The 24,242-nt window shown below is 67.4% G+C and carries 24 protein-coding genes; 15 read left to right on the top strand and 9 right to left on the bottom strand.

The features are described 5' to 3' along the window. Positions 1–15 precede the first annotated feature (15 nt). Positions 16–2,382 carry a glycoside hydrolase family 3 protein gene (locus K5L49_RS09160; protein ID WP_223692152.1) on the bottom strand — a complete coding sequence of 789 codons (2,367 nt, stop codon included), beginning with the start codon at positions 2,380–2,382 and terminating at the stop codon, positions 16–18. A 36-nt stretch (positions 2,383–2,418) separates the two neighbouring features. On the opposite strand from K5L49_RS09160, the gene K5L49_RS09155 reads away from it, so the two are divergent. Then, positions 2,419–3,126 (top strand): TetR/AcrR family transcriptional regulator, encoded by a 708-nt coding sequence (locus K5L49_RS09155; RefSeq protein WP_223692151.1) that lies wholly within the window; start codon positions 2,419–2,421, stop codon positions 3,124–3,126. Between the two features lie 106 nt (positions 3,127–3,232). Here the strand turns inward: K5L49_RS09155 and K5L49_RS09150 are convergent, their stop codons facing one another. Genes K5L49_RS09150 through K5L49_RS09140 form a run of 3 tightly spaced genes read right to left on the bottom strand, consistent with a single transcriptional unit; the run spans position 3,233 to position 4,986 of the window. After that, the gene (locus K5L49_RS09150; RefSeq protein WP_223692149.1) at positions 3,233–3,706 is read right to left on the bottom strand and encodes a carboxymuconolactone decarboxylase family protein; all 474 of its coding nucleotides are present in this window, start codon (positions 3,704–3,706) and stop codon (positions 3,233–3,235) included. Positions 3,707–3,719: 13 nt separating this feature from the next. Next, complete coding sequence (locus tag K5L49_RS09145) at positions 3,720–4,067, bottom strand: UBP-type zinc finger domain-containing protein (RefSeq protein WP_223692148.1); 348 nt, start codon at positions 4,065–4,067, stop codon at positions 3,720–3,722. Positions 4,068–4,077: 10 nt separating this feature from the next. Next, on the bottom strand, positions 4,078–4,986 hold the full coding sequence (locus K5L49_RS09140; protein WP_223692146.1) for a DUF5996 family protein: 909 nt from the start codon (positions 4,984–4,986) through the stop codon (positions 4,078–4,080). Between the two features lie 239 nt (positions 4,987–5,225). Here K5L49_RS09140 and K5L49_RS09135 point away from each other — a divergent pair, with 239 nt between their 5' ends. The 10 genes from K5L49_RS09135 to K5L49_RS09090 all read left to right on the top strand — a co-directional run bounded on the left by K5L49_RS09135 (position 5,226) and on the right by K5L49_RS09090 (position 16,480). Then, entirely contained in the window at positions 5,226–6,869 is a 1,644-nt protein-coding gene (locus tag K5L49_RS09135; protein ID WP_223692144.1) for an ABC transporter substrate-binding protein, read from the top strand. Beyond that, positions 6,866–7,846: an ABC transporter permease gene (locus tag K5L49_RS09130; protein WP_223692142.1), complete on the top strand. Its 981-nt coding sequence runs from the start codon at positions 6,866–6,868 to the stop codon at positions 7,844–7,846. The genes K5L49_RS09135 and K5L49_RS09130 overlap by 4 nt, the downstream gene beginning before the upstream one ends. Then, positions 7,843–8,775 carry an ABC transporter permease gene (locus K5L49_RS09125; RefSeq protein WP_223692140.1) on the top strand — a complete coding sequence of 311 codons (933 nt, stop codon included), beginning with the start codon at positions 7,843–7,845 and terminating at the stop codon, positions 8,773–8,775. Before K5L49_RS09130 ends, K5L49_RS09125 begins: the two co-directional genes overlap by 4 nt. Continuing rightward, a complete protein-coding gene (locus tag K5L49_RS09120) occupies positions 8,772–10,373 on the top strand; it encodes an ABC transporter ATP-binding protein (protein WP_223692138.1) in 1,602 nt (533 codons plus the stop codon). Before K5L49_RS09125 ends, K5L49_RS09120 begins: the two co-directional genes overlap by 4 nt. 4 nt (positions 10,374–10,377) lie before the next feature. After that, complete coding sequence (locus K5L49_RS09115) at positions 10,378–11,538, top strand: peptidase C39 family protein (RefSeq protein WP_223692137.1); 1,161 nt, start codon at positions 10,378–10,380, stop codon at positions 11,536–11,538. Beyond that, positions 11,520–12,122 (top strand): TetR/AcrR family transcriptional regulator, encoded by a 603-nt coding sequence (locus K5L49_RS09110; protein WP_223692135.1) that lies wholly within the window; start codon positions 11,520–11,522, stop codon positions 12,120–12,122. Before K5L49_RS09115 ends, K5L49_RS09110 begins: the two co-directional genes overlap by 19 nt. Positions 12,123–12,189: 67 nt before the next feature. After that, on the top strand, positions 12,190–13,557 hold the full coding sequence (locus tag K5L49_RS09105; RefSeq protein ID WP_223692129.1) for an aspartate aminotransferase family protein: 1,368 nt from the start codon (positions 12,190–12,192) through the stop codon (positions 13,555–13,557). Further along, a complete protein-coding gene (locus K5L49_RS09100; protein WP_223692122.1) occupies positions 13,548–14,783 on the top strand; it encodes a flavin monoamine oxidase family protein in 1,236 nt (411 codons plus the stop codon). The genes K5L49_RS09105 and K5L49_RS09100 overlap by 10 nt, the downstream gene beginning before the upstream one ends. A gap of 171 nt (positions 14,784–14,954) precedes the next feature. Next, complete coding sequence (locus K5L49_RS09095) at positions 14,955–16,010, top strand: Gfo/Idh/MocA family protein (protein ID WP_223692121.1); 1,056 nt, start codon at positions 14,955–14,957, stop codon at positions 16,008–16,010. Next, positions 16,007–16,480: a heme-degrading domain-containing protein gene (locus K5L49_RS09090; RefSeq protein ID WP_223692119.1), complete on the top strand. Its 474-nt coding sequence runs from the start codon at positions 16,007–16,009 to the stop codon at positions 16,478–16,480. The genes K5L49_RS09095 and K5L49_RS09090 overlap by 4 nt, the downstream gene beginning before the upstream one ends. A gap of 8 nt (positions 16,481–16,488) precedes the next feature. Here the strand turns inward: K5L49_RS09090 and K5L49_RS09085 are convergent, their stop codons facing one another. Beyond that, a complete protein-coding gene (locus tag K5L49_RS09085; RefSeq protein ID WP_223692118.1) occupies positions 16,489–17,532 on the bottom strand; it encodes a LacI family DNA-binding transcriptional regulator in 1,044 nt (347 codons plus the stop codon). 58 nt (positions 17,533–17,590) lie between these two features. Then, positions 17,591–17,839, bottom strand: a complete 249-nt coding sequence (locus tag K5L49_RS09080) for a hypothetical protein (protein ID WP_223692117.1) — start codon at positions 17,837–17,839, stop codon at positions 17,591–17,593. A gap of 224 nt (positions 17,840–18,063) precedes the next feature. Between K5L49_RS09080 and K5L49_RS09075 the strand changes: the two genes are divergently transcribed. Together K5L49_RS09075 and K5L49_RS09070 are read left to right on the top strand one after the other, a co-directional pair. Next, complete coding sequence (locus K5L49_RS09075; protein WP_223692115.1) at positions 18,064–18,369, top strand: Dabb family protein; 306 nt, start codon at positions 18,064–18,066, stop codon at positions 18,367–18,369. After that, positions 18,366–19,316: a TolB family protein gene (locus K5L49_RS09070; RefSeq protein ID WP_223692113.1), complete on the top strand. Its 951-nt coding sequence runs from the start codon at positions 18,366–18,368 to the stop codon at positions 19,314–19,316. The genes K5L49_RS09075 and K5L49_RS09070 overlap by 4 nt, the downstream gene beginning before the upstream one ends. A gap of 106 nt (positions 19,317–19,422) precedes the next feature. Here K5L49_RS09070 and K5L49_RS09065 read toward each other — a convergent pair whose 3' ends face one another. Beyond that, positions 19,423–19,815, bottom strand: coding sequence for a hypothetical protein (locus K5L49_RS09065; RefSeq protein ID WP_223692111.1), 393 nt, complete (start codon positions 19,813–19,815; stop codon positions 19,423–19,425). Between the two features lie 57 nt (positions 19,816–19,872). Here K5L49_RS09065 and K5L49_RS09060 point away from each other — a divergent pair, with 57 nt between their 5' ends. Then, positions 19,873–20,424, top strand: coding sequence for a TetR/AcrR family transcriptional regulator (locus K5L49_RS09060; protein WP_223692110.1), 552 nt, complete (start codon positions 19,873–19,875; stop codon positions 20,422–20,424). 65 nt (positions 20,425–20,489) lie between these two features. After that, positions 20,490–21,530: an LOG family protein gene (locus K5L49_RS09055; RefSeq protein WP_223695276.1), complete on the top strand. Its 1,041-nt coding sequence runs from the start codon at positions 20,490–20,492 to the stop codon at positions 21,528–21,530. A 166-nt stretch (positions 21,531–21,696) separates the two neighbouring features. Here K5L49_RS09055 and K5L49_RS09050 read toward each other — a convergent pair whose 3' ends face one another. Further along, positions 21,697–23,292, bottom strand: coding sequence for an MFS transporter (locus K5L49_RS09050; protein WP_223692108.1), 1,596 nt, complete (start codon positions 23,290–23,292; stop codon positions 21,697–21,699). Between the two features lie 165 nt (positions 23,293–23,457). Next, positions 23,458–24,237 carry an SDR family NAD(P)-dependent oxidoreductase gene (locus K5L49_RS09045; protein ID WP_223692106.1) on the bottom strand — a complete coding sequence of 260 codons (780 nt, stop codon included), beginning with the start codon at positions 24,235–24,237 and terminating at the stop codon, positions 23,458–23,460. Positions 24,238–24,242: the final 5 nt, after the last annotated feature.

Here is a 24,242-nt window from a genome sequence, read left to right as displayed (position 1 = left end):
TTCCTTTCGAGGGGGTTATGCGGATGGTTCGGGTGAGGATGAGTCTCGTGTTGCGGTGTCGGCCGGAGCGATGTCGATAAGAAGGGGCGGACCGCCGGCGCCAGCGACAAGCAGGCGCAACGGGCCGGAGAGGGGTCGCCACTCATCGTTGTGCCACCGTCGGAGCGCTTCGGGGCGCACGACGACGGTTACGTCGACTTCGGTGCGCGGGGAGACGACACAGGTCGCGAATCCGGCGAGGCGCGGTGCCTCATCGGGCACGTCGAGGAACAACTGAACGACATGTTTGCCCATCCGGTCACCGGTGTTCCGCACGGTCACCTCGGCCACGGCGCCTGCGCTGTCGCGCCGGGCCGCGGCGGAGACCGTGTGCCATGTGGTGTAGCCGAGCCCGTACCCCAGGGGGTAGTGCACCGGGATCGGGCCCCGGCTGCCGAAACGCGCCCCTTCTGCATAGGGAATGACACCGGCCACCGGTCGCACCGAGGGCAGCGCCTCGATCTCGCGGGGGATCGCGGTGGTGAGCCGGCCGCCGGGTTCGCGGGAGCCGACGAGGCACTCAGCGATCGCTCGCGCGCCGCACTGCCCAGGGAACCAGGCCCAGAGCACAGCAGCGACCTCATCAGACCAGGGCAGGAGGACGGGACTCCCCGCATTCACGACGATGACGGTGCGAGTGCAGACTGCGCTGACAGCTCTCACCAGGTCGTCTTGCCGCCCGGGGAGGCTCAACGAGTCGCGGTCGAACCCCTCAGACTCGTACTCGGCAGTCGTGCCGACCACGACGATCGCTACGTCCGCGTGTGCGGCGGCGCGCACCGCGCGCTCGAACAGTTCGTCGTCCTCGAGCGCGGGGGCGGCATGGCCGAGGTCGACGAGATGCCATTCGGCGGCCGCATCCCAGACAAGCGAGATCTCGACGTCGATATCCGCGCCTCCGGTGACGGTGACGCGATGCTCGGACGGCTCCACGAGAGGCGAGAGCGGATCGCGGTCGGGCACGGGGAGGGTGAACCGCTCGGGTGTGGCGCCCGCGATTCGTATCGCGAACTCGCCATTCCCGCGGATGCCGAGTTGGTGACTGCCGGGCTCGGCCAGACGGAGTCGTGTCACGACGCGCACGAGTGCGGTGCCCTCGGGGACGGCGTCATCGAACACGATGTCAGCGTGCTGGAGTGTCCTGAACCCGGCGACGGTGCCGTTTTCGCGTTCGAAGGTCACAGCGAGTCCCGAACAGATGCGCGCATCGTCGAGGGGAGGCAGGCTGCGACGGATCGATGTTCCCGGTTCCACGACGATCGTGGTTGCTGGCCCGAGTAGGTTTGCGAGTTCGGCATCCAGCGAAGGCATCGGCACGGGGCGCACCCGCGCGCTCCCTCCACCCTGCAGCGTGAGCTCCGAAGCGCCGGGGCCGATCAGTGCCACCCTTGTCGGACGATCGAGCGGGAGGATGCCGTCGTTCTCCAGCAGCACCATGCCGTCGGCGGCCAGCGTGACGAGGAGCTCATCTGTGCCCTCAGCAGAGGACGCCACGTTCACGGCGCGACGTTCAGCGACGGAGCGGAGCGCGGCGATCTTGTCGTCGATCACGCGTTCGGGGAGCGCGCCGCCGCAGACCGCGTCGACGAGCGCGTCACCCCACGGGCCGTCGGGACCGGGCATCACGAGATCGACGCCCGCATCCGCAGTTTCGACGGTGGTGCGGGCGGCCCCCCAGTCTGAAACGACAGCGCCGCCGAAGCCCCACTCCTCCCGCAGGATGTCGGTGAGGAGTCGACGGTTTTCGGTTGCCCGGATGCCGTTGACGCTGTTGTAGGCGGCCATCACGGCATCGACGCCGCCGCGGCGCACCGCGGCTTCGAAGGGGGCGAGATACAGTTCGCGCAAGGTGCGCTCATCGATGCGGGCGTCGTAGTCGAGCCGCCCGGTCTCGCTCTCGTTGCCGACGAAGTGCTTCGCTGTCGCCGACACCCCCGCCGATTGGATGCCACGGATGATCGCAACGCCGACCTCGGATGTCAGGAGCGGATCTTCGGAGAAGCACTCGAAGTGTCGACCGCCGAATGGTGTCCGGTGGAGGTTGAGAACAGGGGCGAGCAACCAGTCGATCCCCGCCCGTCGGGCCTCGCTGCCCAAAAGCAGACCGGCACGATGCACCAGCTGTTCATCCCAGCTGGCGGCGATCGCCGTCGCGTTGGGCAGCAGAGTGCCGTATGCCTCGGTGCCGAACGCGCCGCCGCGAACTCCGGAAGGTCCGTCGGAGAGGGCAAGGGAGGGAAGGCCGGCGGAGGGGAGCTCGGCCGTTCGCCATCCATCGGCACCCGTGAGCGCCGCGACCCGTCGGGTGAGAGAGGTGGGCGGAACTGTGCCTGTCGTCGTCACCGGTGATCTCTCCTTCGTGAATGAGACCAACGTAGGGTGAAAACAGTGACCAGTCACTGTTTGTTACCAATCTGTTGTTTTCCCGTCGGAGCCTATACTTCCGACATGCCCAAAAACCCCGCCGCACGGCGACCGGCATCTGGCACCTACGAGTCTGGAAGGCGCAGCCGCGACCGTATCCTCGGGGTTGCGCTCCGTGAGTTCGCCGAGTTTGGGTATCGGGGTGCCGCGATGACCCGAATCGCCGAGCGCGCGGAGATCTCCGAGACCGGCCTGCGTCACCACTTCCCGTCGAAGGACGAACTTCTCATCGAGATCCTTCGCAGCCGCGACGATCAGTCAAACCGGCGTTGGGAGGAAGCGGGCTCACCGGTCGGGGTTGCAGACCTTGAATACAATCTCCGCCTCATGGAGCTCAACTCCGCTGCCCCCGATCTCGCCCGACTGTTCATGGTCATGGTCGGCGAATCTGTGACAATCGACCATCCAGCTGCCGAGTGGGCGCGCGAACGCTATCGCACGCTGTGCAACACGATGGCGAACAGCGTGCGGGGTGGAATCGACGCCGGTGAGTTCCGACGGGATACGGACCCGGTTCGAATCGGACGTCAGATAGTGGCCGTCATGGACGGGCTTCAGACGCAATGGCTGCTCGACCCGGACATCGATATCGCTGCCGAATTCCGCGGTTACATCGATGGACTGATCCAGCTCCTGCGCCCACCGATCGCCCCCGAATCATAGGCGCCACCGCACAGCGCTGGTAGGGAGGGCGGTTTCAACCGGTCGATGCCGCAGCACTCCTCGTGCGGTCCGCGCGGCGCCAGCAGCGAAGCGGAAATCGCTGACGTTATGGAAGCAGCCTCCCGTCGGCGTCGCGCGCTTGCACTGGGTGTCCGCTGAGGATCGAGACGCGGTTGAACGTGTTGATCGTCACAGCGATCCACTCTGCGGCGATGTATGCGGAATCACCCAGCACGGTCTGCGCGGCGACGAGATCGGCGCGGGAATCCTCCGTCAACGGCAGTCGAGTGGCCGCTTCGGCGATCGCGAGCGCCGCCTCCTCCCGTTCGCTGTAAAGCTGAGCGTCGCGCCACGCGGGCAGCATGTCGAGCTTCTGCTGGGGCACTCCGACCTTGCGCGCCTCCCGGGAGTGCAGGTCGAGGCAAAAGGCGCACGCGTTCTGCTGGGACGCACGCACTTTGATGAGCTCCGCCTCCTGTGGGGTCAGGCCTGCACGGAGCGCGGCTTCGGAGACGACGGACGACAATTCCCGCGCGGCGCCCCACGCCTCGCGCATTGCCTTGTCCATGTAGGGGCGCACGGGGATCCTCCCCTCAGCGGGACGCAAGGATGGCCTGCCAGTCGCGCGGGAGCCGAGCCGCCGGGCCGGGAACGCTCTGCTCCTCCGGGTGACTCGTCGGCGGAGCGAGCTGCGGTCCCTCCGCGTACTGGTCGGTGCGGTAGTCCCAGAACCAGTCCTCACCGGGTTCGAAGCTCTGAATGTAGCGGTGACCCGTCGCGGTCGCATGGGCACGCGCGTGGCGGGAGAGGGAGTCGTCGCAACAGCCGACATTGCCGCACTCGGCGCAGCGGCGCAGATGCACCCACCACCCGCCGGCGTTGTCGCAGTCGAGGCAGCCGGCTCCGCTCGGCGGGACGCTGGTGTCGATGTCTTCGGTCATCGTGCACTCCTTACTCGTGATCGGGGAACTCCATGCCAGGCGGCCACTCGCCGAGGCTGGCGGCTGCGTGGTAGGTCGCATCGAGGAACGCCAGCACGGTGCCGTCTGGGTCGGTCGACATTCTGGCCGTCTCGTACGGCAGTAGGAACTCGCCGTACTCAGTGCTGAACGAGGCGCCCTCGGGCAGGTCCGCGTCGGCGTAACCGTTCGGAGCGGGGTAGGCGTAGGAGTAGAACGCGCCCTCGGTGCCACCGCCCGGCCAGAATCCGGCACTGCTGAGCTCGTGGGAGTAGGCCTCCCTCATCACCCTCACGGGGCAGTTCGGTGCGCCGCCGGGGTGCGGTGGGGCGGTGCGCCCGGAGAACCGAGTGACCGCGAGATCCAGTGAGCCCCAGAAGAAGTGCACGGGACTGGCCTTGCCGAGGAAGCCGGAACGGAACCGCGCGAGGATGCGATCGGCCTGGATCAGCTGCCGCCAGAACGCGTTCGCGTGCTCCGCGACATATGTGCGGTGCACGGTGTCTTCCGCGAACGGGATGGCGATCTCGACTTCATTCGGAGTCGGCTGAATGGCGACCTCGACGCCGAGCCGGCGGAGCGCCGCGAAGACATCTGCATAGAATTCCGCGACCGAGAGGCCGGGGAGGGGGAGCGAAACCATTCCCCCGTCGCTGGTTCGCACCACCAGGATGTGGTCGACGAAGTCGAACGCGATCTCCAACATGCGTGGGCCGACAGGGATCCCACCCGTCGTGAGTCCGCGCGCACCGACCCGGAACGTCACGTGCCACCAGTGGTTGATCGGCGATGCCAGAGCCATCGTGATCTTCCCGATGATCTGCGTCCACATATGGAGCGTCTCCCGGGTCGGAGTCCAGGAGGCCACCGGGAGCGCCGGCCACGTCGACTCATCCGTCATGTGGCTCCCTTCCCTCGCCGCGCGATGCCAGGGCAACCACTCTAACTCTGAGGGTGCCGGTCGTCTCCTGTGTGTGTGACGCGAAGGGCTGCGGCCGACGGCGGGTGTACAGAGACGAGGTCGATCGCGCCGTGCGAGACGGGGCTCGACACGGTTGAACGGCAATTCAAAATCATCTAATGACAATTCAACGCCAGTGCGATAACGTGCGAAGACCGTTCGTGCGAAGGAGCATCGTGATGAGTTCATCAGCAGGCGCTGGGCGCCCGGCGAGACGCCGAATCGGCGCGTTGGTCGTGGGCATCGTGATGACGCTCGGAATCGCTGCGTGCACCGCAGCGCCGCGCACGACGGAGGCGAACGTCGACGGTCCGAAGGTCACGCTCGAGAACACCGGCGCTGAGGTCAACCAGGTCACGATCGGTCTGCCGGGATCTCTTTCGAGCCTGTATCCGGGCGTTGAAGACGGCATCCTCAACTACAACGTCATCTCCACGGTGCAGGAGGGTCTCGTCACCCGCGACGCCGCCGGAAAGATGCTGCCGGCGCTGGCCAAGAGCTGGACCACACCGAACGACACAACCTACGTGTTCACGCTTCGCACGGACGCGAAGTTTCAGAACGGCGACCCCCTCACCGCAGAGGATGTCGCCTTCAGCATCAAGGAGGCGGCCGATCCGACCGCGTCACCGGGAACGTATTACTACCTGCAGAACATGGCTTCGGTGGCGGTCACCGGCGCCGATGAGGTCACGGTCACGACGAAACATCCGGATGCCGGATTCCTGGTGAACATGTCGATCGCCGGCGCCATCGCCGTCACCCAGAAGAAGTTCTGGCAGGAGCACGACGGAAAGGTGGGCACCAGCCAGTCGCTGATTCTCGGCACGGGACCGTACAAGGTCACCGAGTTCGTTCCCGACTCGCACGTGACGCTCGAGCGGGTCGATACCTGGTGGGGCGGTGTGCCCAAGGTGAAGAAGATCGTGATCGACTTCATCACGGATGACAACACGCGTCTCGTCGCGGCGCAGAAGAGCAACATCGATATCGGCTTCAACGTGCCGATCACCCAGCTCACGCAGTGGCAGGGAATCAAGAACTCGCGTATCGAAGCGGTCAACGACCTCTCTTACGTCGGCCTCATCTTCGACCAGCATGTGAAGCCCTTCAACGACATCCATGTTCGCGAGGCCATCGCGTACAGCATCGATCGGGACGTCATCGTCAAGAATCTGCTGCGTGGGCTCGGACGGCCGGCAACGGCGATCATGACCCCGGAGTCGCTTGCGCCCTCATACACTGCCGCGCAGGCGCAGAAACTGCTCGCCGAGGTTCCGCAGCGCACGTTCGACATGAAGAAGGCGAAAGCCGCGCTCGCCGAGTCGTCGGTACCGCAGGGCTTCAGCGTCGACCTGACCTATCCGAACACCGGACCGCAGATCGGCCTGGCCGCTCAGGCGATCGCCGAGAACCTCAAGACCATCGGCATCAAAGTCTCCGTCTCCGAGGTGCCGATCGAGCAGTGGTTGGCGACGATCGGCGACGGCAAACACGGCCTTGGCTTCATGTGGTATTTCTCCACGACGGCCGACCCCTCCGAGATCAACGGCTACCTCCTCGGCCCGGACAACCCGAACAACTTCACCGACACGACCGCCAATGATCTCCTCACCTCCTCCGCTGCAGAGAAGGACCCGAAGGCGCGGATCGCGTCCCTTCTCAAGCTCGAAGACATCAACGCTGAGCAGGTCGTGAACGTGCCGATCTGGTGGGGCAAGTCGCTCACCTATTTCAGCAACACGATCGGGATGAAGGGCTACAGTCCATACTCGTTCCTGACGACATGGGGCCCCGATCTCTTTGCAGCCAAGGCAAAATGACCGACACGAGAACCAGCCAGTCGCTGCGTCTGGGCAGGACCATAGCGCTGCGCCTGCTCGGCATCGTGGTGATCCTGCTGGTGATCTCGTTCCTCACCTTCGCGCTCATGTATCTCGCGCCCGGCGATCTGGTCAAGAACCTGCTCGGCAACAGGCCGAGCACGCCGGGGGCCATCGCCGCCATCCGGGCGCAATACCACCTGGACGATCCGTTCTTCGTGCAGTACTTCCGCTGGCTGGGCGGGGTGCTGCACGGTGATCTCGGCACCTCCATTCGGCTGCAGCAGCCCGTCACCCAGGTGCTCGCCGACCGCAGCAGCGTGACCATCATCCTGATCGTCGTCTCCTTCGTCATCGCCGTCGCCTCCTCGGTGCCGCTCGGCATCCTGAGTGCGTGGCATCGCGGTAGCGCCGTCGATCGGGTCGCGAGCGCACTCACCCTGACCGGACTGTCGGCCCCGACCTTCGCGCTGGCGATTCTCGGGATCTACCTTTTCGCGATGCTGTTGCCGATCTTTCCGGCGTACGGGTCGGGCAGTGGATTCTGGGACCAGCTCTGGCATCTGATGCTGCCGTCCATCGTGCTGGCCGCGGGGATCGGTGCGATTCTCATGCGGATGACACGCGCCGCCGTGATCCGCGAGCTCGACAGCGATGCGATCACCTTCGCTCGTGCACGAGGGCTGCATCGACGCGTCGTGCAGCGGATCGCTCTGCGCGGCGCGCTCATTCCGATCGTCACCAGCGCGGGTCTCATCCTGACCTTCATCATCGGCGGCACGATCATCGTGGAGACGGTCTTCTCGTTGCCGGGGATCGGACAGCTCTTGGAGGAGTCTGTGCTGTTCAAAGATCTCCCCACTGTGCAGGCCCTCACCCTCGTGATCGCCGCGGCCATCGCAATCGTGACCATCGTCGTCGACCTCAGCTACCTGGTCTTCGATCCGCGGGTTCGCGCGAGGGAGCTGACCCGATGAGCAGCCCGATCACGCCGGTCGCTCTCGGTGGAACCGAATCGGATGGGCCGCACGGCACCGGCGGGTCGGCGAAGCGCCCAGCGTCCGTGCGACGCGGGCGCTGGCGCGCCCGCCCGGCGAAGCACCGCAGCTGGACGGTCATGGTCTCGGCCGGCTTCCTGGTCGTCATCGCCATCGCGGCCATCGTTTCACCGCTTCTGCAATCGGCGGCCACCACCCAGCACATCCTCGACACGACACTCCCGCCCGGAACGATCGGCCACCCGCTGGGAACCGACTCGCTCGGCCGCGACGTGCTGCTGTTCACTCTCGCGGGGACGGGCTCTGCGACGATCGGTCCCGTCGTCATCGCCGCAGGATCGATGGTGCTGGCCATCGTGTTCGGCACGCTGGCCGGATACCTGCGTGGCACCGCCGACACGATCATCGGACGCATCGTCGACATCCTGCTGTCCCTGCCCGTGATGCTCGTGGCGCTGGTCGTCGCCGGGATCTTCGGGGCCGGATATTGGGTGACGGTCGTTCTTCTGATCTTCCTGTTCTGCCCCTCCGACATCCGCATCGTTCGTGCCGGGGTGACCGAACAGGCGCCGCGGCCGTACGTCGAGGCAGCACAGATGCTCTCTCTGTCGCGCTTCACCATCATGTACCGGCACATCGTGCCGAACGTGTGGCCCCTGATCGTCACGAACTTCCTGCTGAACATCGCGATCGCGCTCGTCACGCTCTCTTCACTGTCTTTCCTCGGCATCGGTGTCGCTCCGGGAACGCCGGACTGGGGGCGGCAGATCTCGGATGGGCAGAGCATCATGACCGAGAATCCGGCGATGCTCGTTGTCCCAGCGCTGTTGATCGTGTTCGTCGCCATGGCAGTGAACGTCGTCGGCGACGGCCTGGACGACGCCCTGCGTGAGCGGGGGCTGCAATGAGCGAGACTCCCGCTGCGGTATCCGGACTCACGGTGTCGGGCCTGAGCGTTCAGGGGCCGAACGGCACCATCGTCCACCCGCTCGATCTGGCCGTCCCGGCAGGGAGCATGACGGCTATCATCGGCGAGTCCGGCTCGGGCAAGTCGATGACCGCCCGTGCGATCACCGGGCTGCTGCCGCGCGGGGTGACCGCGCAGGGCACGGCGACGATCGACGACTATCCGTACGACCTCTCGGGAACCAGCACGAGCGTCTGGTCTCGTGTGCGCGGTCGGCGCGCGGTTCTGCTCCTGCAGGATCCGTTCACCAGCCTGAGCCCGCTCTACCGGTGCGGCGATCAGATCCAGTGGACCCTGCAATCCGTGAGAGCCGGCGCGGAACGCGGCACCAAGCACCCTCGCGGCGCGCTGCGCGACGAGATGATGCGCCGGCTCGATGAGGTGCACCTTCCCTCCCGAGTCGCCTCGCAATACCCGTTCGAACTCTCCGGCGGGATGCGTCAGCGCGTCGCGATCGCGGCGGCTCTGGCGGCGGCGCCGCGCCTGCTCATCGCCGATGAGCCGACGACGGCGCTGGATGCCAGTACGCAGGGGGAGATCCTCGACCTGCTGCACGAGCTCCAGCGTTCGCACCGGATGAGCCTGATCCTGATCAGCCACAACCTGGGGGTCGTGCGCGGGCGCGCCGATGACGTGATCGTGATGCGCCACGGCGAGGTCGTCGAGCGCGGTACCGCGGAACGCGTGCTCACAGCGCCGGCGAACGCGTACACCCAGGCCCTCATCGACTCCAACCCGGCCCTCGCCGACCCCGTCGCACCGCTCACGGGCGCCCCGAGGCCGGTGTTGGTCGTTTCGAACATCTCCAAGCGATTCGGCGCGAACCACGCGCTGCGATCGGCCTCCGTCGATGTCTCCGCCGGCGAAGTCGTTGCGGTCGTCGGTGAGTCCGGCTCTGGCAAGTCCACCCTCGCGCGGTGCATCGCGGGGCTGGAACGTCCGGATGATGGCACCGTCGAGCTGGAAGGGCTGAGGCTTCCGTCCGGGCGCAAAGGCCGAACGCCCGGCCAGGTTCAGGTCGTCTTCCAAGATCCGTACTCGACGCTGAATCCCTCGTTCACGGTCGGCTCTGCGCTCGCGGAAGCGCTTCGGGCCGCCGGGAAGGGCGCGAACCGCGTCGACGAGCTCCTCACCCTCGTGGGGCTCGACCCCGCATTGCGAGACCGGCGACCCGCCCAACTCTCCGGAGGGCAGCGACAGCGGGTTTCGATCGCGCGCGCACTCGCGCCTGAACCGAAACTCCTCATCTGCGACGAGAGCGTGTCCGCCCTCGACGTATCGGTTCAGGCGCAGATCCTCGCGCTGCTCGAGGGGCTGCGCGAGCGCCTCGATCTCGCGATCCTGTTCATCACCCACGACCTCGGAGTCGTTGCGCGAATCGCGAATCGAGTGGTCGTCTTACGCGAGGGCGAAGTAGTGGAGCGAGGGACGACCGAGCAGGTGCTCTCGGCACCGCATCACCCGTACACCCAGCTGCTGCTCGCCGCCGCACAGCGCGACAGCATCGCGGGGTCGACACCCACCGAGATGACAGGATGATCACATGACCACGAATTGGGCGCCGGGTGCGCATTTGCCCGACGAACTCGCGGATCGCTCAGTGCGCGAGGCCGTGTGGCGGTCCGTTCCCGAGTACTGGCGCCCAGGCACGCTGAGTGTGCGCGTCGACGACGGCCCGGCGCGCGCGGCGGCGCTGACGATGAGCCGACCGTGGGCTGCATATCGGAAGGTCGTCGACGTCGTCGCCGACTCCGACGAGGCGTTCGCCGAGCTCATCCTGGAGCTGCAGGTTGAGGTATCGCGCGCCGCCGACACATCAGACGGCGCCGGCGCGACGAATGCGGCGCCGCGACCCGCTCTGCTGCTCATCGAGGACCTCGCCGCGGCATCGTTCCTGACGCCCGCGCGGCAGGATCACCTCCTCGCCGCCGGGTTCGTGCACGAACCGCCACCCGTGCCCTCCGTCCCCAGCACCCGCCCCGACGATCCCGCCGCGGTGGACGTCTGGTCGTGGTGGCCGGAATCCCGCCCCGTGCGGTCCGTCCCGTACTACGGACAGACCACCGAGGTGACCTGTGGCGCCGTCACCGCGCTGGGCGCGCTGCACGCCACCGGAACGGGATCATTCACCGCCGATGGTGCGGACAATCACGCAACAGAGATCGACTTCTGGCGCCAGGCGACGAACCTGCCCGCGTGCGACCCGATCGGGCTGGCGGTTGCGGCGATGCGCGCCCACAGCGATCCGGCGCGCACCCCTCGAGTGATCCTGAGCACGGACGCACCGGTGCTCCTCGAAGACTTCGCGGATCGTCCGGGCGAGTTGCGGCTTCGTGAAGACCTGCAGGCCGATGAGCGTCGCCATGCCGATCTGCTGGGAATCCCTATCGAACATCGGTGGGTCGACATCGCCGAGATCGCAGACCTGGTGCGCGCTGGAAACTATGTCGGCATCCTCATCGATCTCACCGCACTCATCAACGACCCTTCACCGCACTGGATCCTCGCATACGACATCGTGGGCGAGGAGCTGGTCGTGTCCGATCCGTGGGTGGATGCCGAGAACGGCGAGACGTGGGCAGACACCTTCGCGCTGCCTTTGCCTCCGGCGACCGTCGACCGGGTCGCGCGCTGGGGTGATCCGGAATACCGCGCCATCGTGGTGTTCCCCGACGGAGGGCGATCATGGGCGAGGAAGGACTGAGTCCAGGGCGGCGGGCGCAGTTTCTCGAGGCTGCGGCCCAGATGATCGCGGAGCGCAGCTTCGCGAACACGCGGCTGTCAGACGTCGCTCGACATCTCGGGGTGAGCGCACCGCTCCTCGTGCACTACTTCGGCACGCGTGAGCATCTGCTCACCGAGGCGCTGACCTACACTGAGGACCGCTTCTACGATCTGGTCTCGGCGCGGCTGCGCGACATCCCCGATGCGGCTGGGCGCCTCGCCGAGCTCATCACGATCTGCTGTTCACCCGAACCGTCGGTCAACCTCCCACAGGGCTGGGCGCTCTGGTTCGAGATATGGATTCGCGCCGCACACGACGCCGAGGCCGCTCGCAGCCGCACCGAGCTCGACGGCCGCTGGTTCGCGACCGTGGCCGGCATCATCCAGCAAGGGCAGGATGCCGGCGAGTTCCGCGCCGGCATCGATGCCGAGCATGCCGCCCGGATGATCACGGCGCTGTTGGACGGGCTTTCGATCCAGATCCAGCTCGCCGATTCGACGGTCACCCCCGAGTACGCGCTCGATCTCGCGTTCGATCTGCGCGACCGGCTGCTCGGCACCTGATCGGCACCTGATCGGCTCAGGATGTACGGCCCTTGACAAGCGTTGAATGACGGTTCAATGTGGGTCCATGCCTTCTACGATCACCGAATGGCCCCACGTCGACACTGCTCTGCCCGGCCCGCGCAGCGCGGAGCTGCTCGATCGCAAAGATGCGGTCCTGCAGGGTCCGCTGCGCGACGCTGAGAACGTTCCGTTCGTGCTGGGCGCGAAGCGCGGCCATCTGCTGGAGGATGTCGATGGGAACGTCTTCGCCGACCATGTCTCGGCATGGGGAGCCGCCCCCTACGGCGCCCAGCCTCCGCACGTGCGTCAGACGATGAACGACGCGTGGGATCGCTACGGGATGGAGATCTCGCAGTACCTCTCCAGCGAGCCCGTCGTCACACTCGCCGAACGTCTCGTGGCGCTCGCCCCCGCCGGGATCACCCGTGTCGCGCCGACGGTCACCGGCACGGAGGCCGTCGAGGGCGCCGTGAAACTCGCCAGGGAGGCGACGGGGCGACCCATCATCCTGAGCTTCCTCGGTCAATACCATGGCGAATCGACCTACCTGACGGCATCGGTCTCGACCGACCTGCCCGGAAACACCAGCGGCATCGCGCAGTATGTGCCCGGCGTCGTGCTCATCCCGTATCCGCAGTCGTTCCGAGCCCCATTCCACCAGGGCCCCGGCCCATACGACGACACACTCTGCCTCGACTATCTCGAGGACTGGGTGCTGCGCTATCAGGTTGAGCCCGGGCAGATCGCCGGCGTGCTGATCGAGCCGGTGGCCGGGGAGGCCGGCATCCTCGCACCCTCGCAGGCGTTCTGGGACCGGCTCACCAGCCTGTGCCGACGTCATGGCTGGAAGCTCCTGCTCGACGAGGTGCAGACGGGCATCGGTCGCTGCGGAACCGTCTTCTCCGCCGAACGCTGGGGGCTCGAGCCGGATCTGCTGCTGGTCGGCAAAGGGGTCACCGGCGGCGGCCAGGCCATCGCCGGCGTCATGGGCACCGAGGAGATGATGGCTGATTCGTCGTCCCACCTGGGCGGCACGTATGCCTGGGAGCCTGCGGCGTGCGCCGGAGCAATCGCCGGTCTCGACCTGCTGGCAGACGGATCCGTGCTGGCGAACACTCACGAGCTGGAGCGCATCGCGCTCGAAGAATTCCTTCCGCTCGTGAGCGAGGTAGACGAGGTGGGCGACGCCCGAGCCATCGGTGCCTGGGCGTGCCTGGAGTTCGTGAGCGGGCGGGACAGCGTGGAGCCCGCGCCCGAGTTCCAGCACGCCGTTCACCTGGGCGCGATGCGGCGCGGGGTGTTCGCCATCAGTGAGCCCTCGAAGTCGCTGTACCGGATGCAGCCCGCCCTGACGATAGAACCCGAACTGTTCCGCTGGTCGTGCCGGCAGGTGGCCGATGCGGTGCGGGAGGTCGCACAACGATGGATGTGATCGTCGTCGGCGCTGGGCTGGCCGGTCTGACGGCCGCGTGGGAGCTGCACAAGACGGGTCACACCGTTCGGGTCCTCGAAGCGCGCGACCGTGTCGGCGGTCGCACCTGGTCTCAGCGACTGGACAACGGCACGGTCGTCGAGCGCGGCGGCGAGTACATCTTCCCGACGGAGTTCCCGATTCGCCGCCTCGCAGCCGAGGTGGGGGTGCCGATTCTCACGCACAATGTGCGCTACGGGCGGCGCACGCTGCGCGGCAGCACCATCACGTTCGCCGAACTCGCCGCGACATCCCGAACCGTCACGGACACGCTCGCGTCGATGAGCGCCGACGGCATGGTGGGGGTGTCGTTGGAGGCTGTCTTCGCCGAGGCGCTCGGGCCAGGCTATATCGACGATGCGGTCTACCGCCGAACGATCACCTCCGCCGCGGCCGATCCCGCGCGGGTGAGCGCCGCGGCTGTGCTCGGCCACGAGTCGTCGACCGTGGGCGGGTACATCGAAGATGGTGGACGCCTGGTGGCAGGCAACCAATCGCTGACGCTGGAGATCGCGCGCCGGCTGGAGGGTCGCATCAGGCTCGAGCACCCCGTCACCGGCGTCGACCAGTCGCCGGCCGGCGTGCAGGTCGTCCTCGCGGACGGCTCACGGATGCGCGCGGATGCCGTCGTGCTGGCCGTGCCGCTGCCCCTCCTTCGTGCCCTCGAACTCGGCTTCCCCCTCGACCCGGCGCAGCAACGGGCGCTTGATCATCGCTTCATGGGCGTGGCGGCGAAGCTCGCGGTGCCCCTGGCGCGCATGGACGACGACAACGCCGTGCAGAGCTCCGACCACACCTGGTGGTCGTGGCAGTCGCTCTCTGCAGACGGGGTGACCCGGATCCCAGCTTTGTCCTGCTTTGCGGGAGGACCAGCCGCGCTCGATGCGCTCAGCGTGACGGAGGGGCCCGATGCGTGGGTGCACGCACTTCGCGAGTTGCGGCCCGATATGGAGATCGATGGCGAGGTGCTGCTATCGACCTGGGCGGACGATCCGTGGACGCGCGGCGCATACAGCGCGCCATCGCTGGACTGGCGCATCGAAGACGCGGAAGCCTTCACCCGCGCGTCCGGACGTGTCGCGATCGCAGGGGAGCACACAGGCCTCGCGCAGTCGCTGTCCGGGGCGGTGGCATCCGGGTACCGCGCGGTGGGGGCGCTCGCCGAGGTCATCGCGGCCCGACCCTGAACGGAGGCCCGGCAATTGCGTCGGCGGTGGCTTCGCCGAGCGGGTGGAACGTGGCCACCGCATCGGAGACGGCCCGAGAACATCCCTGGTACGTTGTGGCGCGCCGAGCGCTTAGCTCGTGCTAAATTTCCCTGAGGCACGCCTCACGACCGACAACGCAAGGATTCGACGATGACACTCCTCCCCGTCCCCCGCCTCATCGCGCGCACGGACGCGCCGCCCCTGCGCTGGGGGGTCGTCGGCTCCGGGTGGATCGCCGGCGCCTTCACCGACGCGCTCCACGCTCACACCGACCAGCGGATGGTCACCGCGACGGCGCGTGACGGCGCCAAGGCGGCGGCGTTCGCCGCCGAGCACGGAATCGCGCGGATCTCGGAATCCGTCGAGGCGCTCGTCGGCTCCCCTGACATCGACGTCGTCTACATCGCCACTCCGCACACGTCTCACCGTGAGGTCGCCCTCGCCGCCATCGCCGCGGGCAAACACGTGCTGGTCGAGAAGCCGTTCGCTCTCGACGCCCGGGAGGCGCGCGACATCGCTGAGGCCTCCCGCCGTGCGGGTGTCTTCGCGATGGAGGCGATGTGGACGCGCTACCTTCCGCAGTCGGACATCCTTCGCCAGGTTCTCGACGCCGGAACGCTCGGCGACATCCATCTGGTGACCGCCGACTTCGGCTTCGCGGCCCCATTCGATGCCGACAACCGCATGTGGAATCCCGAGCTCGGCGGCGGCGCATTGCTCGACGCCGGCGTGTACCCTTTGTCGTTCGTCTCGTCGGTGCTCGGTGCGCCGACACGCTTGGAGGTCGACGGCGCCCTGACGGTCACCGGGGTGGATGCGCGCGCCTCTCTCCTCCTCGGAAGCGCATCGGGGGCCACGGCTCTCGTCGCCACCTCGATGGTCTCGTCGATGCCGGTCCGGGCCACCGTCATCGGTTCCCGCGGCCGCGTGGATGTCCACAGTCCGTTCTTCGGACCGTCGGGCGTCACCATCGCAGCGGGATCGATCGGCACGGAAGAGACGGAGACCTGGACGGACACGACCTTCGCCACGCTGCACGAAGGGCTCGGCTATGAGGCCACCGCGCTCGCCTCGTACGTCGGCGAGGGGCGCACCGAGTCGCCGCTCCACACCCTCGACGAGACGATCTCGATCATCGGCACCATCGACGAGGCCCGCCGGCGACTCGGCGTCACCGGCGTGGCCGGAAGCGTGGTCGGAGCATGATCCGGGATGCGGTCGACATGCTGGCGACCCTGGGCGAGCAGGATGAGCGCCTGCGCTTCTCGCGTTTCGACCATGAAGACGCCTGGGAGGTCGGAACCTCACTGATCGGTCTCGCGCGAGCGCGCGGTCTCACCATCTCGACCTCGGTCTGGATCGGCCAGCAATTGGTCTTCCAGGCCGCCCTCGCCGGCACGACCGCCGACAATGACGGGTGGATGAACCGCAAGGTCGCCGTCGTCCGACGCTACGATGTCAGCTCGCTTCTCATGGCGAAGCGGCTCGAGAGTTACGGGGTCACCGCATCGAGCGCGGCGATGGGTGTCGACCCGCTGCTCTACGCCTACAACGGCGGAGCGGTTCCGATCCGCATCGGGGCGACTCAGGTGGGCGTCATGGTGGCGTCGGGCGTCAACGACTATGTCGAGCACGATCTGGTCGTCGAAGCGTTGCAGCTCCACCTGGAGTCGTAGCCGGATCCTCAGGCGGGTCGTGCCGTCCCGGTCGACCCGCGCACGACGAGGGTCGCCAGGGTCGGGACCTCCTTCGGCGGGAGCTCCGGGTCGTCGAGCCGCCGTGTGATCGCCGCGAGGACGGCGTCGACCGTGAGATCCACATCCTGTCTGACCGCGGTGAGCGAGTTGTACGGAAGCTCGGCGATATCGCTGTCGTCGTAGCCGGTGACGGAGACCGTGCCCGGCACGTCGATTCCTTCGAGGGCGAAGACCGCCCGGAGGCCGGCGGCGCAGTGGTCGCTGGACCCGATCACGGCCGTCGGAAGTTGCGGGCGCGAGAGCAGTTCCTCGGCCGCGGCGGCGCCGTCGGCCTCGCCGAATCCGACGTCGAGGACATCGATGAAATCGGCGAGCCCTCTCGCGGTCATGGCGCGGCGGTAGGTCTCAGCGCGGTCCGGTCCGACGCGGCCTCCGACCCCACCGGCGTACGCGATCTCACGATGGCCGAGTCCGATGAGATGGTCGACGACGAGCTGGAGCCCGGCGTCGTCGTCTGTTCTCACGACGTCCGCGCGGGCGTCATCCGACCGTTCGCCGAGCCAGACGACGGGCATCGTGTCGAGCGCCCGGTTCAAGGTGAGCGAGTCGGCATCCGGATTGAAGCAGGCGAGCGCTTCGACCCGCTGCTCGATCAGCTGCGACAGCACCACCTCCGTCGAGCGCCGCTCGGTCATGGGGCCGAGGACGACACCGAAACCGAGATCAGCCGCGCGCTCGAGGAGCCGCTCGACCACGCGCAGTTCGAAGACGTTGGAGGACGCGATCATCACGCCGATCAGGCGGGTGCGCTTCTGGCGCAACAGCCGGGCGGAGGCGTTCGGGCGGAAGTCGAGCTCGGCCGCGGCGTCGAAGATCAGCCGACGGGAGCTCTCGCTCGGCCCGGGCAGGCCGCGCATCACCATGGAGACGAGTTGCCGCGAGACGCCGGCCCGTTCGGCGACATCCGTCATCGTCGGCCGGCGGACACCGCCCGGGGCGGACGGATGCGAGGCCGTTCCTCCTGTCTCCATGCTCGCGATTATCGCATCCGCCACGACAGGGGAACGACTTGCGCCCGCCATCCGACGCTCAGCGCACGCGCTTGATCGGAATGATCACGAGCGCACCGAGCAGGGCGAGGATGGTCAGATTCTGGGCGAGGGCGATCACGCTGGAGGCGCGGCCGCGCAGCACCTGCGGCACATTGTCGGCGAAGCTCGCGATGAGGGCGGCGGTCACGGCGTTCGACGCGATCTGAACCACGAGCCACGACAGGGTGAGGCCGAGCACATCCGTCGACGCGGCCAAGCCGATGAGGCCGAGGAAGAAGACGAGCACGCCGCCGATGATCGAGGCGGGTTCGTCGTGGCGGGTGGTTCTTTTTCTGCCAGGAATGGTTTCGGCTCCTCCTTGAGTCGTTGTACGGTTTCGGCGGGATAGCACGAGCTATTAGTTCGTGCTGAATCATCGGTGTACAGCGCCACGACCACTCCGCCAAGATTGAGTTGGCACGAGCTAAGCTGGCGGAGCTGTCGCTCACTCCTCGACGACGAAAGGCTCCCATGATTCAGCACACCGTCTGCTTCGCGCTTGTCCACACGGCCGACAGCGAAGCCGAACGCGACTTCCTCTCGGCCGCGGCGGAGGTGCTGCCGAGTGTTCCCGGGGTGTCTGCCTTCCGCATCGCCCGTCAGATCGGAACGCAGAGCGAATACCGCTGGCAGTTCTCCATGGACTTCTCCGATGAGGCGGCCTACGCCGCCTACGACGCGCATCCCGACCACCGCGCGTTCGTGGGCACGCGCTGGATTCCTGAAGTCGCCGCCTTTCAGGAGTTCGACTTCGTCCCGTTCGGCGGCGAGCGATGACGGGAGATGCGGCGGCGGAAGGCACGGCGGAAGGCACGGCGACGGTCGACACCTCCACGGCGTATCGAGAGCTTCTGCCCGGGCAGACCTGCCGGATCGTGGTCTTCGATTGTGCGCGCGGTGCAGGGCGGACCGTCTTTGAGACCACTGAGACGCTCTTCGAGGCACCCAATTGGACGCGCGACGGTCGGCTGATCGTGAACGGCCGCGGCCGACTCTGGTCGCTGCCCGCGGACGGCTCGGCCCCTCCCGACCCGATCATCATCGACGGTGTCCCCGAGCTGAACAACGACCACGTTCTCTCGCCCACCGATGACGGCACGATTTTCGTCTCGGCGAACGACTTCCATCTCTACGAGGCCTCACTCGCTGGTGGCACGGCACGCCGGATCACTCGTGAGCAGGGTCCGCTGCACTTTCTGCACGGCGTCTCGCCGGACGGATCGACTCTCGCGTATGTGCGACTCGAGCCGGACGGGGACGACTGGTACGCACGGGCCACCATCCACACGGTCGCGGTCGACGGCACCGGCGACCGAGCGGTCACCACGCACCCCGGTCCGGCAGACGGATGCGAGTACGACACCACTGGTCGGTGGATCTACTTCAACACCGAGCAGTTCGAGAGAGGTCGGGCGCAGATCGCCAGGATCCGGCCAGACGGCACCGGGCTCGAACAGCTCACCTTCGACGAACGGGTCAACTGGTTTCCCCACCTCGCCCCGACGCATGACAGCGCGGTATACCTGAGCTTCCCCGAAGGAACCGAGGGGCACCCGGCCGACCGGCCCGTTCGGCTGATGCTCGTCGACGGTGGCGACTGGCCGAACGCTCGAACCGTCGCCGAGTTCAACGGCGGTCAGGGAACGATCAACGTGAACAGCTGGGCGCCCGACGGTTCGGCGTTCGCCTACGTGGAGTATCCGACCGAGGGCGCCGGGCGCTGACCGACCGCCCGCCGAGCGGCCCTCGCCGGCCGCGACGAGAACTCGGACCACCCGGTTCTCGTCGTGTTCGGGGGTCTTCGAGGGTATCCCGAGATTCGAGCGTGGTTCAGTCGAGCGGTGGGAGCTCGAGGTCGCCGGTGATCGACCAGACTTCGGTGATGCGGTCATCGCGGTACCTCAGCAGGTCGATGCCGCTGCGGGCCGAGACGCCGGGTGCGGCGACCTCCCAGAGCAATGTGATCAGTCCGGACGCCTGATCCGAGTCGGCGCTCAGCGTCGGTGCGCTGCGGTGTCCGTAGCGGATTCCTGGTATCGCGGTCTGGATCTCTTCCACAACGCTCTGCAGTTCGGCCGCGCTTGTGGTGACGGTTGCGCGTGCGGTGGCGGGTTGGCGCCCGAAGTACACGCGGGCGTCGGCGGCGACGACCTGGGTCGCGGGGAGGATGAGGTTCCACATATCCGTCCACTGATCGACGAGGGTGGTTTCGCGATTCTTCATCATTGCTTCTCTCCATTTGTGAGTAGTGAGTAACTACTCACAAGATAGTATGAACCTATGACATCGCCTCGATCCTCCGCAGCGGAGCGCCGCGACCAGGTTCGTGAACTGGCGGCGCGAGAGTTCGCCGAACGCGGGCTGCACGGCACCTCGGTGGAGGCCATCGCCCGCTTGGCCGGCATCAGCCAGGCTTACATCTTCCGCCTCTTCGGCACCAAGGTGGCGCTGTTCTGCGAAGTCGCCGTGGCCGCCTTCGACCGAACCACCGACGGAATGGTCGCCGCGGCCGGGCAGACGCGCGGGCCCGAGGCTCTCATGATGATGGGCGAGGAATACAAACTGCTGCTTCGCGATCGCACGACCCTGCTGCTGCAACAGCAGGCCTTCGCCGCCTGCGCTGATCCGATCGTGCGCGAGCAGGTCAGAGACGCCTTCGCCCGCCTCTGGACGACGGTGGCCGAACTCAGCGGCCTCGAGCCGCTGCGGGTCAAGACCTTCATCGCCTACGGGATGCTGCTCAACGACCTCGCCGCGCTCGACGTCGACGCCGTCGACGCACCGTGGGCGCGAGAATCGCGCACCGCGATCCCCATCGACATCTACCGCTAAACGCTCGGCGCCCCGTGCGTGCGGAACCCGCTCGCGACGGCGAGCCCTCTTCGTGGCAAGGTGGGATCGTGACCGACGCAACGTTTCCCTCCGCTCTTCGCGATGACATCTCCCGGCTGGTCGACGATGCCGGAATCCGAGGCAATCGTGCACTGATCACGCGGATACTGCAGACGGGGGTGCAGCTCGGGGTCGATGGCACGGACCGGCTCGATCTGAAGATCGCCTCCGCTGCACTCTCCGAGATGCGCGACGCTTTCCGGTTGTTCGCACCCTTCGACGACGTTCCGAAAGTGACGATCTTCGGTTCGGCCCGCACCCGGGAGGAGGACCCGCAGTATCGCGAAGCGCACGATGTCGCCGCGGCGCTTTCGGCCGCAGGCTGGATGGTGGTCACGGGGGCGGGGCCGGGGATCATGCAGGCGGCCGCCGAGGGCGCAGGTCGGGAGATGTCGATCGGTGTGTCGATCCGTCTTCCGTTCGAGGAGAAGGCGAACCTTGTGATCGCCGAAGATTCTCACCTGGTGTCGATGAAGTACTTCTTCACCCGCAAGCTCATGCTGATGAAGGAGTCGCGCGGGTTCGTCTGCGTGCCAGGTGGTTTCGGAACCCTGGACGAGACCTTCGAGCTGTTGACGCTGCAGCAGACCGGCAAAGCGGAGCCGACGCCGATCGTGCTCCTCGACGAGCCCGGCGGAACGTTCTGGCGCGGGCTCGAGCGTTTCGTGACGGATGAGCTCGTCACGGGCGGCTTCATCTCTTCCGGTGACCTCGACCGTGTGCTGATCACCGATTCGGTCGACGCCGCCGTGGCGGAGATCCTCGGGTTCTGGCGCAACTACGACTCACTCCGCTGGGTGGGGGAACGGTTGGTGCTCCGGCTCCGCCACGCGCCCACCGACGCCGAACTCGCGGCTCTCTCCGACGAGTTCCGATCGCTTCTGCTCTCGGGCGGTGTCGATCGCACGGATCCGCTCCCACCCGAGCGGGCCGACCACGATCGGCTCGACCTGCCCCGCGTGGTGCTGCATCTGGACCAGTTCTCGGTCGGCTCCCTGCATCGAGTGATCCGCGCGCTCAACGCTCTGCCTTCGGCGCAGGGCTGAGCGCCCGGACACCACCCGGAGGCGACCCGCCCAATTGGTGTGAGATGGCTCCCGCACCTCCCGTGTCGCCGGGCTGAGTCGCTATCTCGGCACCCGACTCGGCCCGGACGAACTCTTCGGCACCGACTTCGCGGCCGTCTCGGCGCGCCACGCGTGCGGCCGGACATCACCGTGTTTCGGTCTGAAAGAAGCGCCGCTCAGTCGGGGTGCCATCGACGTGGGTGAGGGCGTCGGCGATGATCTCGCGGTCGGCGCCGGTGAGTCGTTGCGTCTGCTGGCGCCGGAACTCGCCCCAGGAAGGGACGACGAACGACTCCAGCATCACATCCGGATCATCGCCGCTCCGGTAGAGGCGCCACCGGTAGCCGCCGGTGCGGCGGCGCGACTTCTCGACCGCTCGCATCGCATCCTTGAACGCAGTGATCGCGTCTGGCCGCACCGTGTAGGTGATGGTGACGAGCACCGGCCCGTCGGTCGGTTTGGGTTCGAAGATGAGGGTCGGTGTCGCCCAGGTGAGTGTGATCGAGCGGTCGATCGTGCCGGTGCCGTGGAGCAGGGGGAGGATGCGCGTGCTCGCGGCGACGAGGAGCAGCAGAACCGCAGAGGCGACCAGTGCGGTATTCGTTCCCAGCACCTGGGCGGCGAGGCCCCAGAGGAATGAGCCGATCGCCATGGTGCCCATGAACACCAGGATGTAGACGGATGCTCCGCGCGAGCGCACCCACTGGGGGAGCGTCAGCTGGAGGGCCGCGTTCAGCACGGTCAACGTCCCGATCCAGGCCACGCCGGAGAGCACCAGAAGAAGGAGCGCCGGCACGAACGGAAGATACGCCACCGCGACTACTCCGACGGCGAACAGGAGCGGGCTGACGGCGATGACGACATTGTCGGAGAGGTGCCGCCGGGCGACGGGGAGCACGAAGATCCCGGCCACGGCGCCCACACCGAGTGCGCCGAGTAGCAGACCGTAGCCGCCGGAGCCGACGCCGAGCCGCCCGGCGGCGACCGGCAGCAGTGCCCACAGCGCGCTGGCCGGCAGAGCGAACAGGGCGGCCCGCAGCAGGATGCGCCGGATCAGCCCCGCAGAGGCGACGTAGCGGACGCCGGCCACGAGGGCGGGGTTGAACTGCTCACGATCGTCGAGGTCGGCCTGTGGAGGCCTCTTCCACCAGGTGAGCGCGATCGCGGCCGCGATGAAGCTGAGTGCGTTGATGCCGAAGACGACCGGAGCTCCCGACACCGACAGGACGAGGCCGGCGAGGGCCGGCCCGACGGCCCGTGCGCCGTTCACGGTGACACCGCCCAGCGCCGACGACGCTCCGATCTGCTCGCGGGGCACCAGTTCGGGTTGGATGGCCTGCCACGCGGGCGAGGTGAGTGCCGAGGTGACCCCCAGTAGGAAGGTGAGAGTGAGCAGGGTCAACGGGGTCAGTGCGTCGGCTGCGGCGATGACGGTCAAGACGACGGCGACGACAGCACTCGCCACGCTTCCCCAGATCAGGAGCTTGCGGCGGTCGAACGAGTCGGCCAGCACGCCGGCCGGCAGTGAGAACAGCATCGCCGGGGCCAGACTCGCTGTCTGCACGAGGGCGATGACGGTCGCCCCCGCGGCGGCATCGACCAGATACCACTGCGCTCCGACCGTCTGCATCCAGGTGCCGATATTGCTTCCGAGCTGGGCGAACCAGAGCACGCGGAAAGCGGGAATCGCCATCGGCGCCCACGCCGAGACCTTCGAACCGACCACCTGCGCTGTCGACATGTCCCTCAGGATAGATCCACGGCGCCCCGGACCGGGCCTTCCCTCTCTGGCGACCATGACGACGCGAAATCGATCGTCGGCGCGCTCCTCGCCGACCTCGGCCGGCCGGACGCTTCCCGGCGCTCGTGCACAACGGGCTCAGGCCGGTCTCCGCGCGACGGCGGTTCAGTGCGCCGTCCATCCTCCGTCGACCGGGAGGACGGTTCCGGTGAGATAGCCGGCGTCGGGGCTGGTGAGCAGGAGCGCGGCGGCGGTCAGTTCACGGGGGTCGGCCCACCGGTGCATCGGGATCTCGGTCGCCAGGAAATTCTGCACGTGCGGGTCGTCATCGACTCCGGCGTTGAGCGGGGTGCGGAACGGACCCGGAGCGAGCGCGTTGACGGTGATTCCGGTTTCCGCGAGTTCGACCGCCAGGCTCCGGGTGAGCTGGACGACGGCCCCTTTGCTCGCCGCGTATCCGGACCGGCCCGCCGCCCCCACGAGGCCGAGTGCACTGGCGAGGGTGAGGATGCGCCCGTAGCCGGCCTCGCGCATCGGCTGGACGGCCGCGCGACATGCCAGCCAGGTGCCGATGACATTCACCTCGAGACAGGTGCGCAAGGTCGAAAGGTCGAGCTCGTCGATCGTGCCGCGGGCCTGCACGCCCGCGCTGGTGACCAGCACGTCGAGCCGCCCCTGCGAGGCGAGAACCGATTCCACCAGTCGGTCGACCTCGGTCTCGTCGGTGACGTCGCATCCGATGCCGCGCACGGTGCGCCCGGTCTCTGCGCTCAATCGCTCGGCGGCCTGTTCGCAGCGCGCGGCCGAACGGCTCGCAAGGACGACGTCGCAGCCCGCGCCGGAGAGAGCGGCAGCGATGGCATAGCCCAGCCCGGCCGAACCGCCGGTGACCAGGGCCACCTGACCGATCCTGGACGACGGCACCAGGTCTGATGACCCGCTCATTCGCC

The organism is Leifsonia poae (genome assembly GCF_020009625.1).
Lineage (GTDB): Bacteria > Actinomycetota > Actinomycetes > Actinomycetales > Microbacteriaceae > Leifsonia > Leifsonia poae_A.
Note: the sequence above shows the minus strand (reverse complement) of the source record. Positions and strands in the feature narration are given on the sequence as shown.